Annotated in this window: 14 protein-coding genes; 12 read left to right on the forward strand and 2 right to left on the reverse strand. The window is 38.9% G+C overall.

Annotated elements, in window-relative coordinates:
• Positions 1–25 precede the first annotated feature (25 nt).
• Positions 26–202: a hypothetical protein gene (locus WD019_RS04840; RefSeq protein WP_154657916.1), complete on the forward strand. Its 177-nt coding sequence runs from the start codon at positions 26–28 to the stop codon at positions 200–202.
• Positions 203–322: 120 nt separating this feature from the next.
• Here the strand turns inward: WD019_RS04840 and WD019_RS04845 are convergent, their stop codons facing one another.
• On the reverse strand, positions 323–571 hold the full coding sequence (locus tag WD019_RS04845) for a ferredoxin (protein WP_026676920.1): 249 nt from the start codon (positions 569–571) through the stop codon (positions 323–325).
• Between the two features lie 222 nt (positions 572–793).
• Here WD019_RS04845 and WD019_RS04850 point away from each other — a divergent pair, with 222 nt between their 5' ends.
• From WD019_RS04850 to WD019_RS04865, 4 genes are all read left to right on the forward strand, one after another.
• Positions 794–1,885 (forward strand): helix-turn-helix domain-containing protein, encoded by a 1,092-nt coding sequence (locus tag WD019_RS04850; protein ID WP_051291342.1) that lies wholly within the window; start codon positions 794–796, stop codon positions 1,883–1,885.
• A complete protein-coding gene (locus tag WD019_RS04855; protein WP_425710888.1) occupies positions 1,845–3,338 on the forward strand; it encodes a RecQ family ATP-dependent DNA helicase in 1,494 nt (497 codons plus the stop codon). Before WD019_RS04850 ends, WD019_RS04855 begins: the two co-directional genes overlap by 41 nt.
• Positions 3,339–3,360: 22 nt before the next feature.
• A complete protein-coding gene (locus WD019_RS04860; protein WP_026676922.1) occupies positions 3,361–3,672 on the forward strand; it encodes a hypothetical protein in 312 nt (103 codons plus the stop codon).
• 99 nt (positions 3,673–3,771) lie between these two features.
• On the forward strand, positions 3,772–4,224 hold the full coding sequence (locus WD019_RS04865) for a DUF2663 family protein (RefSeq protein ID WP_026676923.1): 453 nt from the start codon (positions 3,772–3,774) through the stop codon (positions 4,222–4,224).
• A 2-nt stretch (positions 4,225–4,226) separates the two neighbouring features.
• Here the strand turns inward: WD019_RS04865 and WD019_RS04870 are convergent, their stop codons facing one another.
• Positions 4,227–4,445, reverse strand: a complete 219-nt coding sequence (locus WD019_RS04870) for a hypothetical protein (protein ID WP_026676924.1) — start codon at positions 4,443–4,445, stop codon at positions 4,227–4,229.
• A gap of 360 nt (positions 4,446–4,805) precedes the next feature.
• Here WD019_RS04870 and WD019_RS04875 point away from each other — a divergent pair, with 360 nt between their 5' ends.
• The 7 genes from WD019_RS04875 (at position 4,806) to ypeB (ending at position 12,175) form a co-directional block, all read left to right on the forward strand.
• Complete coding sequence (locus WD019_RS04875) at positions 4,806–5,396, forward strand: genetic competence negative regulator (protein ID WP_026676925.1); 591 nt, start codon at positions 4,806–4,808, stop codon at positions 5,394–5,396.
• 137 nt (positions 5,397–5,533) lie between these two features.
• A complete protein-coding gene (locus WD019_RS04880) occupies positions 5,534–6,451 on the forward strand; it encodes a D-alanine--D-alanine ligase family protein (RefSeq protein ID WP_026676926.1) in 918 nt (305 codons plus the stop codon).
• Between the two features lie 220 nt (positions 6,452–6,671).
• Positions 6,672–7,952: a Glu/Leu/Phe/Val family dehydrogenase gene (locus WD019_RS04885; RefSeq protein ID WP_026676927.1), complete on the forward strand. Its 1,281-nt coding sequence runs from the start codon at positions 6,672–6,674 to the stop codon at positions 7,950–7,952.
• A gap of 71 nt (positions 7,953–8,023) precedes the next feature.
• Positions 8,024–9,010 (forward strand): YpdA family putative bacillithiol disulfide reductase, encoded by a 987-nt coding sequence (locus tag WD019_RS04890; RefSeq protein ID WP_035350236.1) that lies wholly within the window; start codon positions 8,024–8,026, stop codon positions 9,008–9,010.
• Positions 9,011–9,105: 95 nt separating this feature from the next.
• Positions 9,106–9,762: a glutamic-type intramembrane protease PrsW gene (gene prsW / locus WD019_RS04895; protein WP_026676929.1), complete on the forward strand. Its 657-nt coding sequence runs from the start codon at positions 9,106–9,108 to the stop codon at positions 9,760–9,762.
• 203 nt (positions 9,763–9,965) lie between these two features.
• Positions 9,966–10,811 (forward strand): spore cortex-lytic enzyme, encoded by an 846-nt coding sequence (gene sleB, locus WD019_RS04900; RefSeq protein WP_026676930.1) that lies wholly within the window; start codon positions 9,966–9,968, stop codon positions 10,809–10,811.
• A gap of 14 nt (positions 10,812–10,825) precedes the next feature.
• Positions 10,826–12,175: a germination protein YpeB gene (gene ypeB / locus WD019_RS04905; RefSeq protein WP_026676931.1), complete on the forward strand. Its 1,350-nt coding sequence runs from the start codon at positions 10,826–10,828 to the stop codon at positions 12,173–12,175.
• The last annotated feature ends 63 nt before the right edge of the window (positions 12,176–12,238 follow it).

A 12,238-nucleotide genomic window follows, 5' to 3' on the forward strand; every position in this document is an offset into this window, starting at 1 on the left:
GCAATTTACCGTATGGGAGGATGTTATGGAGTACGTCAAACGATTTTTTGTCGTAATCATGATCACACTTTGCATTGGTATATTATTTATCGGCGGAAGAGGAGGCTTTGCCGGCAAACTAAATAAACAGGAATTGCCCGCTCCGCCTCCGCAATTTACAAAACTAATGGTGAATCAACCGGAGGCGCTACATATTGTGTGATAGAAGTAGCCGGCTACCACCCTTTTAGCTTGAATGGAATTGACAATGATTATCATAGTTACTAAAATAAAAGAGTAGAGTAAAGAAAAAACCCTTCGATGATGAAGGGTTTTTAAAAGCTTATTCAAATTTCAAAGGATCACCGTCAAATGGTTCATCAGCTACTTTGATGGAATCTGTAGGACAGCCTTCAAAAGCATCCTGCATATCATCTAATAATACATCAGGAATTTCTACAATTCCCTGGTTATCATCTAGCGTTACATAAGCAATTCCTTCATCATCATAATCATAAATATCCGGCGCTGCGGCCCCACAGGCCCCACAAGCAATACATGTTTCTTTGTCTACAATTGTGTACTTTGGCATAATGCTTACCTCCTTATAAAGTTGGAAACAACAGAAAAATCCATTTTCATAACTGCAAAAATCAATTATACAATTATATTGTAAATTTTCTCCCCTTACTTTTCAATAGGAAATCCGGCGATTTTCACACTTATATTTATTCCACTCGCCTGGAGATAATAACCTCTTATATATACGTTCCTCTTCTTGTTTGCTACAATAGTTTCTATAGAAGGTGATTGTATGAATGTTACCTGTTTTTTAACCTTATATGTATTGAAACAATTCAATGGTGAAAGAAGTGCCCGAGGGGCTTTTCACCTTTTAAAAGGGAAGAAAAATGCACAAACATTGGCGGATGCAAAGCTGTTTGACGTGAGCCATGTTTTTGGAGCGTGCAATTTCATCACTGATTCTACATTTCAGCAAATGATAGATAACTTGAGCAATGATCGTTCTATTGAAGAAATATCAAACAACAGTTATAGGCTAACGGCTTGTGGCGAAGAGAAACTTGCAAGTTTTTTGAAGGAAGCGGATTATATAAAACAATTAAACGGTTTAAAGTATTCCCCAATGGAGAACAAGTTCTGGCAACTCGTAATGCTATATGTCCAATGCATTTCAAATATGGTAAGAAAAGAAAATCAGTTTTTGCCGGTTTCTAGTGATCCGGCTATCTTCTCCCTTGTCAAAAAGCAGTTTCCTGTTACATATAATGAGAGAGTATGGACGGCTAACCAATTATTGAAAGAATTAAGCGAACTGCTTACCGGGGTACATGAAAAAAGTGCCGGGATTTTTGTTCTCCGGTTAAGCCGTTATAAACGAATCGGGTTGACAATTAGACAAGTTGCCCATTTTATGAAGCTGGAAGAAGATGAAACATTATTGCGGTTTAAGGCTGTTTTGCATCATATCATGTTCTCCTGTTTTGAGTGGCCCGATCGGTATCCGGTTCTGTTTCGTTTATTAAACGGTGTGGCATTGAAAGAGTCTCTGACATTATCGGCAAAAAAGACGTTAGAGTGGTTAAATCGCGGAAAGCCGCTAGAAGAGATTATGAAAATCAGGAATTTAAAAAGAAGTACAATCGAGGATCATATCGTCGAAATTGCGATGCATGACCCTCATTTTCCGATTGAAGAATATGTGTCGGTTGAAGAACAAAAGGCTATTTTACATGTATACGAGCGGCTCAAAACAAGAAGATTAAAACGGATCAAGGACGAGCTTGAAACGATATCATACTTTAAAATACGGATGGTCATTGGAAGGGTCGGTGTTGAGAAAGATGCAGTTGGAGAGGCTTCTGAAAAGCCATTTCGGATTTAATTCGTTCCGAAAAGGGCAACGAGAAATAATCGAAGATGTCCTCGAAAAAAAAGATGTTCTTTCTATGCTCCCGACAGGAGCAGGAAAGTCACTCTTATATTTGTTGCCCGGATACATTTTCGACGGCTCGATTTTAATCGTTTCCCCATTATTGTCACTCATGGAAGATCAGGTTGAGCAACTAAAAAAAGCGGGAGAGAAGCGGGTCGTTGCTATTAATAGCTTTATGGATCCGGGTGAAAGAAGCCGGGTGCTCCATCAATTATCGAAATTTAAGTTCATTTATGTTTCGCCGGAAATTTTGCAATCCCCCTTTCTTATGAACAAGCTCATTCATATGAAAATTTCATTGTTCGTCGTTGATGAAGCGCATTGTATATCACAATGGGGGCATGAATTTAGACCACATTATTTAAGCTTGAGCGAAGCGAGAAGAAAACTCGGCTCCCCTCCCTGTCTTGCTTTAACGGCAACAGCGACTGAGGAGGTCAGGGAAGATATTAAGAAACAATTAGAAATGAAAAACGTGGTTTGTCATATACATAGTGTGGATAGAGAAAATATTACGTTTATCGTTGAGCCGTTCTTCACTTGCGATGAAAAAATGGAGCGGGTTAAAGAGCTGGCGAAAATCTTAAAAGGACCGGGTATCATCTATACGTCAACAAGAGCCTGGGCTGAGAATCTGTCGGCATTTTTGATGGAATCCAATCAATTGAAAGTTGCTGCCTATCATGGGGGCATGGAAACTCATGATCGATTGCTCATTCAAAAGCAATTTTTAAACGGCCAACTTGACTGTATATGCGCAACAAATGCGTTTGGGATGGGAATTAATAAGCCAAATATACGTTATGTTATTCATTTTCATCCACCGGCCAACATGGAAGCCTATGTCCAGGAAATTGGACGTGCAGGCCGGGATCAATGCCCGAGTGTTGCTATTTTGCTTTATAATGAAGGAGATAAAGAGATTCCTTCTCTTCTCATTGAACATGAATTTCCTGATGAAAACCAATTAATTGAATTAATCCAAGCAGCTTCTTTAATGGATAAAGAGCGCTTTTTACAGTGGTTGGAAGGTTATGGCATAAGTTCGACGGCAAAAAGGTTTATCGAATTTCAATTTGAACAAGAAAAAATGTTCAATCGGGAAGAAAAAACGAAAGAACAGTTAGCCATTGTATTTCAGACGATCCTTAACCATATCCAAAAACGAAAACAGTATAAATTGAACAAACTGGATGAAATGTTCCATTGGATAGTGAAAAAAGAGTGTAAGCGAAGAGGAATTTTAAAAGCGTTTGGCGAACATTTGACATATAAAAATAAAAATTGCTGCACGATCTGTGAGGCAACCATTCAACCCTTTTTAAACCATAAAAAACGAGAACCCGATTCTTTTTTTCAATGGGAAAAAGAATTGCATTATATTTTTTCTCGTGTAACGTAGATGTAACGGGAGGCGGATTTTAGTGGGGAAACAACATGACCAGGCGGACTTGCTACGTTCCAAAATGAGCGAAAATAAAGTAGCAGGGGAATCGAAATTGCCTTCTCGAAAAGAATACCATAGCCAATTGAGGAAAAAACGGCGTAAAAAATTGGATCAATCGGAAAGCGGGGAAAAAAAACAAAAGATGCCGCTTTCGCGAATTCTTTTGTTTTGCTTCCTCGTTCTCGTCCTTTTAACATTAACGTATCAATATTGGTCCCCTCATTTATTAAACCCGGCAGGAGGGAATAATGATACGGAAATTGAGGAAGTGAATATTGAACCAGATTAAAAACGACTGATTTTGCGGCTAACCGCTTACAAATACGGCGATGAAAGTGCGGAATGAATCATAAATGATGTGCATACGTATAAACAGGGGGTTATACATATGAATGCGTCAAATTGGAAGATCGATCCGTATATGACGGAAGTAAGCAAAGTGGTGCTCAAGAATCTCGTAAGAAAAAAAGAAGAGAAAGATAGGTTTGAGCGCTTAGCGCAAAAATGGTCTTTTGCCATGTTTTTAGTTGGCCTCGGAACATTTTTGTACCTTTTTTTGGTTATATGGCCGAAAGTACTGGTACAGCATGTGAATCTTGTCTATATGTTAATGAGCGATAAAGTGATCATGGGGGCTATCTTTCTCTACGGCTTATCGCTATTCCAATTCAGCTTTTACAAGAAAAAACATAAGAAAGCGGACGAAGAATTTGAATTAGTGAGAAATGATGTGATTGAACGTGGAGATGAATTATGGTCGGAACCGGAACAGTGGAAAAATCGGCATCATATATTAGCCTTTATGAAATCGGAGTATAACATCAATATTTATCATAAATAAAATTAAGATAAACAGGGACAGCCGAAAAACATGTTCGTTTCTCTGGAATGTTTTTTATTATTAATGACTACAAATCGGTCATCGATTGTGTCGATGCGTCCAAATGCGATGGTCTCATGTGTAATTGTGGAGTAAACTTCAACGGGAAGCCCAAGCCTTTTATTATAATCAAGCTCCGTATTTAAGACGAGAGATTTTGTTTTAAGTTTGGTTATCGTCATGCTGCTTCCTCTCCATTTCTTTAATTTTTATTAACTTACTTTAATGATAAGCGAAACTGACAATTTTTTCAACAATTGATTTTGAAATATTCACATAATTTTTCGTCCTGCGGGCAGGATTTTTAGAAAAACAGCGGAATAAAGAAATAAATTGGTTAAAAAATGTTTTTAGTTGCAACATTGAAGGACAAGTTTTACAATGTTTTTAATATTAAAGTCAAGATGATTGAAAAATGATCGTTTTTGGTATTCTAGTAATAGGAAGGAATGATTAGATAAGAGGAAGAAATCTAATCACCATCTTTATTATCACTCATATATTGTATCAAAGAGATGCAGTAGCGTAAGGGGGACCAAAAGATGCGGGTAGAGCGATTAACCTATAATAAGATAAAAATCTTCCTCACGTTGGATGATTTAAAAGAGCGAGGCATATCGAAAGATGAAATATGGCAGGATATCCCAAAGGTTCATCAATTATTTCGCGATATGATGAATGAAGCCGATGATGAAGTAGGGTTTAAAGCAGATGGACCGATTGCCGTAGAAGTATTTGCTTTACCTGCTCAAGGCATGGTAGTCATCGTTACAAAAGGCAGCAATGAATATGACCTGGAAGATGAATATGATGAAGACTATATCGAAATGCAAGTCACTCTTGATGAAAGTGATGAAATATTCTATGAGTTTTCGTCATTTGAAGATGTCATTTCGCTTGCCCATCGATTACATTCGTTTCAAATTGAGGGCGGAGTATTGTATTCCTTTAACGATCAATTTTATTTAAAGTTTGAGGAAAACGACATTCAATCGATTGAACTTGATATGTTGATAGCACTCCTGGCGGAATTCGGCAGCCCTTCCACAATTACCAGTTACCGTGTAATGGAATACGGTAAATGTTTAATGCCTAAAGAAGCGATATTGCAATTAAATACCTTTTTTAAATAAACCTCCCGGTGATCAGGGAGGTTTTTATATGATGTCATTCGAAAAAATGGTATGATAGAAAATATTTTATTGTACCCGAATCACATTTTCGGAAATAAAATGTTACATAGATAAGACGGTTAGGAGTGAATGAGGAGATGAAAATTGCTGTTTTATATGGCGGCGTTTCTGCAGAGAGAGAAGTGTCATTGTCATCCGGGAAACAAATTATGGCTGCTCTTAAAGAAAAAGGACACGAAGTGATTGGCATCGATTTTCAAATCGATCGTTTGAATGAACTTCTTCATTTAGAAGTCGATGCAGTTTTCATTGGTTTGCACGGTAAATTTGGCGAAGATGGCAGGCTGCAAGGCATGCTTGATATGCTCAATATCCCATATGTCGGTTCAGGGGTACTTGCTTCTGCTTTAGCAATGGATAAATCAAAGTCGAAGAAGTTTTTTCAAGAGCAAGGAATTCGTACCGCAAAAGAAATCGTTCTCGAGAAAAAATTATATCGGGAAGACGAACTGGAAATCCCATTTCCGTTTCCTGTCGTAGTAAAGCCGAATCACGAAGGCTCAACAATCGGTCTTACAATTGCTCAAAATAAAGAAGAATTATTACAGGGAATTCAAACTGCGTTTACGCATGATCATACGGTCATGATTGAACAATTTATTTCTGGTAAAGAAGTAACAGTAGCTGTAATGGGCGAAAAAGGAAATGTAAAAGCATTGCCAGTTGTTGAAATCGTCCCAAAAAATAGCTATTACGATTATGAATCAAAATATGCTGAAGGCGGAAGTGTGCACTATGTTCCGGCGAGGGTAAGCGATGAAATTACGGCCCTTTTGCAAAAAAATGCCGTTTTGGCCCATGAAGCACTAGGATGCGAAGTCTATTCACGTGTCGACTTTATCGTTCCACATGACGGCAGCGAACCGGTTATACTAGAAGTAAATACATTGCCCGGAATGACACCGACAAGCCTTTTCCCTGATGCTGCTAAAGAAATTGGGCTGAGCTATCCTGATATGATCGAGCAGCTTATTAAGCTTTCTATTCATAAATAACGACCCTGCCCCCTTGTAAAATAAGGGGGATTTTTATTTTTAGAACCTTATCAAAATACTGTGAAAGATTAGATTACATTTATGAATATTCCGAAAAAGGAAGCGCTTTCTTTTTTTATGAGAAAATGTGATTTTTCCCTTCTCATAATGAGTCCAAAGGTGTATACTTGCACTGAACATTGACTAAACTTTAGAGGTGACAATAATGGGAGGTAATCAAATGACTGCCCAAAACAATGCAGATCAAAATCAAGAAAAACATGAAAATAACGATGTGCTAGCATCGACACAAACAGTGATACATGAAGCACTGGATAAATTAGGCTACCCATCAGAAGTATATGAATTGTTAAAAGAACCGATTCGATTGTTAACAGTTCGTATCCCAATCAAAATGGATGATGGTACGACGAAAATTTTCACGGGTTACCGTGCACAACATAATGACTCCGTTGGACCGACAAAAGGTGGCGTACGTTTCCATCCAAACGTAACGGAAAATGAGGTAAAAGCGCTTTCCATTTGGATGAGCTTAAAAGCAGGAATTGTTGACCTTCCATATGGCGGAGGTAAAGGCGGTATTATTTGTGACCCGCGTACGATGTCTTTCAGAGAGCTTGAAGCATTAAGCCGTGGATACGTTCGCGCCATCAGCCAGCTTGTAGGGCCTACGAAAGATATTCCAGCTCCAGATGTCATGACCAACTCTCAAATCATGGCGTGGATGATGGATGAATATAGCCGAATTCGTGAATTCGACTCTCCAGGTTTTATTACAGGTAAGCCGTTAGTGCTCGGTGGTTCTCACGGACGTGAAACAGCTACGGCAAAAGGTGTTACGATTTGTATTCGTGAAGCGGCTGCAAAACGTGGCATTACTTTAGAAGGTGCACGTGTTGTTGTTCAAGGGTTTGGTAATGCCGGCAGCTTCCTTGCGAAATTTATGCATGATGCTGGAGCGAAAGTAATTGGTATTTCCGATGCATACGGCGGTCTTTATGATCCTGAAGGATTGGATATCGATTATCTCCTTGAAAGACGGGACAGCTTTGGTACAGTAACGAAATTGTTTAAAGACACGATTTCAAATAAAGAATTGCTTGAACTAGATTGTGATATTCTCGTTCCTGCGGCAATTGAAAATCAAATTACGGAAGAAAATGCCCATAACATTAAGGCTTCCATCGTTGTCGAAGCGGCAAACGGTCCGACAACTCTTGAAGCAACGAAGATTTTAACTGAAAGAGGCATCCTTCTTGTTCCGGATGTTCTTGCAAGTGCTGGTGGGGTAACGGTATCTTATTTCGAATGGGTACAAAACAACCAGGGCTATTATTGGACAGAAGAAGAAGTGGAAGAAAAACTTGAAAAAGTTATGGTCAAATCCTTCAACTCTGTTTATACAACTTCGGTCAACCGCAAAGTGAACATGCGTCTGGCCGCTTACATGGTCGGTGTGCGCAAAATGGCTGAAGCTTCTCGCTTCCGCGGCTGGATTTAATCTTTGCAATGAAAGGAAAAATCCCCTATCATTTGTTGATAGGGGATTTTTATGTTTAGGGAGTGGTGATCGTGATTTATGATGTTTGTATTGTTGGGGGAGGTCCGTGCGGGCTTTCTGCGGCAATTGCGATAAAAGAAAAAGGTTTTTCATATGTTGTTCTTGAAAAAGGAAATGTCGTTGATACGATTTCCCGGTATCCAACCCACCAGACGTTTTTTAGCACGAGCGAAAAACTGGAAATTGGCGGTGTGCCTTTTGTGAATGAGGAAAGAAAGCCAAAAAGAATTCATGCGTTAACGTATTATCGAGAAGTTGTAAAGCGTAAGGAACTTCAAGTGAACACATATGAAAAAGTGATTTCTGTTGCAAAAGAATCGGATCAACTCTTTTGCATAATAACAAAAACTCAAAAAGGACAAGAGAAAGTTTATTATTCTCGTGCCGCCATTATTGCTACAGGTTACTATGACCACCCGAATATGATGGGAGTAAAGGGGGAAGAGCTGCCGCACGTTTTTCATTATTTTAAAGAAGGGCACCCTTTTTTCAATGAGGACATCGTTGTCATTGGCGGGAAAAATTCAGCGATCGATACAGCGCTCGAGCTTCAAAAATCCGGGGCGCGTGTGACCGTTCTTTATCGCGGTAAAGATTATTCGAAAAGCATTAAACCGTGGGTGCTGCCAGAATTTACGGCTCAAGTTTCTCAAAACAACATAAGGATGGAGTTTAATGCCGTTGTGAAAGAAATTACGGAAGACTTTTTGTTTTACGAAAAGGATGGGAAAACGGAAAAAATAAAGGCTGATTTCGTATTCGCCATGACCGGCTATCACCCCGATCATTCATTTTTAAGAAAAATGGGTGTTGCCATTGATGAAGAAACGGGAAGGCCTGTTCATCATCCAGACACGATGGAAACGAACGTGGAAAATATTTTCATTTGCGGCGTGATTGCCGCAGGGAATAATGCAAATGAAATCTTTATTGAGAACGGGAGATTTCATGGAGAGCTTATTGCAAAAGCGTTAAGCAAAAAAATCAACCTGTATTAAGAGCAGGTTGATTTAAAAACGTTTTTTGATTTTATTGTTTTCAATAATAGCCTATCATGTTACGATAGAAAAAAACAGTAGAAATGAGGGCTTACATGTTTGGAATTATTTCGGCGGCTATTGCACCTGCCATCGCCCTACTTTCTTTTTTTTATTTAAAAGATAAGTATGAAACAGAACCCATTTCAATGGTTATAAAAGTATATATTTTCGGTGCATTGCTCGTTTTTCCGGTTATGCTTATTCAATATGGATTGCAGGAAGAATTTACAATTTCCAGGCTCGTCCATGCCTTTTTATTATCCGGCTTTTTAGAAGAATTTTTAAAATGGTTTATCGTCATTTATTTCGCGTATCAACATGCCGAATTTAATGAACCATATGACGGCATCGTTTATGCGGTTTCCGCTTCATTGGGTTTTGCTTCCATGGAAAATATTTTTTATTTATATGTTCACGGTTTGCATGATGCGATTGGAAGGGCGTTATTGCCGGTAAGCAGCCATGCTTTATTCGGTGTGATTAGCGGCTACTATTTAGGAAAGGCGAAATTTTCTAGCCGGAAGTTGCTATATTTAGTATTAGCGATAATTATTCCTGCCGGATTACATGGCATATACAATTGGATATTATTGACTTTTGATAGCAAAAAAGACTTTTTGCTATTAATGATCCCATTTATGCTCTACTTATGGTGGATTGGCTTAAAGAGAGTGAGAATGGCAAATGCGCAAAAGTCTGAATGGCTATAAAAAAAACGAAATGGCAGTCGCCGTTTCGTTTTTTTATGTTTTAGAAACCTAAAACATGCAGATAGCGGAATCGGCTATTGGCCGATTCGAACAAATCTAACGTCTCATTTCTCATCTTCAGTTTGATGTATAAATTAGCTTTCATTACAAAAGCTACGTATATCATACAATGTTGAGAAAAATTCACAGGAGGCAATCTATTTATGAAGGGAATCAGGCATTACATAAAAAGGCTACTTATACTAGTTACTTTCTGTTTTTTGGTACTTGCGGATTTTCCCAACCAGGCGGCACATGCCTTCACCCCTCAAGTTATTCAAAAAGGAGCGGTTGGAGAAGATGTCATCGAACTTCAAGCAAGGCTTCAATACATTGGATATTATAACGGCCCAATCGACGGCGTTTTCGGATGGCGTACGTATTGGGCACTGCGAAACTTTCAATATGAATTTAAACTTCCTGTTGACGGGCTGGCAGGATATAAAACAAAAATAAAGCTTGCCAGTGTGACGAAATTTAATCGTGCCCGTGTGATGAAACTTATTCGCCAGGGAAGAAAATTTACGACGTATGGCGGGGTTTCGGAGAAAAAACAAACTGGCAATGTTGTGATTAAAGGTAGGAAAAAAGAAACGAAACAACCGGAAAGAAAACAGGCTAAAGCACAACCTGGCAAAAATACACCCGCAGGATTCTCGCAAAATGATATTAATTTACTTGCAAACGCGGTATACGGTGAGGCAAGGGGCGAACCATATATCGGGCAGGTAGCGATTGCTGCCGTTATTTTAAATCGCCTCCATAGTCCTGCTTTTCCAAATACGGTGGCAGGGGTAATATTTGAACCACGAGCATTTACGGCGGTTGCAGACGGCCAGATTTATTTAACACCTAATAAAACGGCAAAAAAAGCCGTCATGGATGCGATTAATGGATGGGATCCTACGGGAGAAGCGTTATATTATTTTAACCCGGATACAGCAACGTCAGGTTGGATATGGACAAGACCGCAAATTAAAAAGATAGGGAAGCATATTTTCTGTAAATAATTGAGGTGACTAACTTGATAAGAACGGTTCTTATTGTCATACTTGCACTTGGTATCGTCGGAACAGGCTACTGGGGATACAGTGAACATCAAGAAAAAAACGCTGTGCTTCTGCAGGCTGAAAACAATTATCAACGGGCATTTCATGAGTTGAATTTTCATATTGATTCTTTGCATGATAAAATCGGGGAAACACTTGCCATGAATTCACAAAAACAACTGTCCCCGGCGCTTGCTCAAGTCTGGCGGTTGACTTCTGAGGCACATAACAATGTCGGACAACTTCCGCTTGCACTATTGCCATTTAACAAAACGGAAGAATTTCTTGCGAAGATGGGGGACTTTAGCTATCGGGTCGCTGTTCGCGATCTTGATAAAAAGCCTTTAACGAAAGAAGAGTATAACACCTTAAAAACGCTTTATGCGAACTCAACGAACATTCAAAATCAATTAAGAAAAACAGAAGCGATGGCACAGAAAAAAAATTTACGCTGGATGGATGTTGAACTTGCCTTAGCGACAAATAAGCAGCCTCAGGATAATACAATCATTGACGGATTTAAAACGGTTGATAAATCGGCGCAAGGCTATACAGAATTAGATTTTGGTCCTGAAGCGAAAGAAATGGACAAGTTGAAAAATCGTAATTTGTCGCATTTATCAGGAAGGAAGATCTCAAAACAAGAAGCGAAACAGCTAGCCTTCAAGTTTTTAAATCTTCGCCGCAATGTAAAAATAAAAGTAGAAGAATCAGGAAAAGGAGCGCAATATGATACTTACTCCTTAACCATTTATAACCCGGATACGAAAGCGAACACGTATATGGATCTTTCCAAAAAAGGCGGCCATCCGTTATGGGTATTGCAAGACCGGAAAGTTGGGAAGCCGACAATTAGTTTAAATGAAGCACAAAATAAAGCGGATCAGTTTTTAAACCGTCATTTAAATACGAAAATGGAAGCTGTATCAAGTGATCAATATGATAATGTTGGGGTATTTACATTCGCTGCTGTGCAAAACGGTGTGCGCATTTATCCGGATACCGTTTCCGTAAAGGTAGCATTAGATAATGGCGATATTATGGGCTATGAAGGAACAGAGTACTTACTTTCCCATCATAAACGAACCATTCCGGCTGTTAAACTTTCGGAGGCAGCTGCAAAAACAAAAGTCAATCCGAAGTTTAAAATGATGGAAAAGCATATGGCTCTTATTCGAAACGATGTGGGCAAGGAAGTTCTTTGCTACGAGTTTTTAGGGGTACTTGGCGATGAAACGTATCAAATTTTCATCAATGCAGAAAACGGAAAAGAAGAAGGCGTTAAAAAGCTGAAAGAGGCAGAACCTTCTTATGAATCCATTTAAGGAAAAGCGAATTTTCGCTTTTCCTTTTATTTGTTCTCTGGCATAATAAGTCATAAGAAAAAA

Origin of the sequence: Fictibacillus sp. Mic-4, from assembly GCF_049843615.1 — a bacterium.
In the GTDB taxonomy this organism is placed as follows: Bacteria; Bacillota; Bacilli; order Bacillales; family Fictibacillaceae; genus Fictibacillus_A; species Fictibacillus_A gelatini.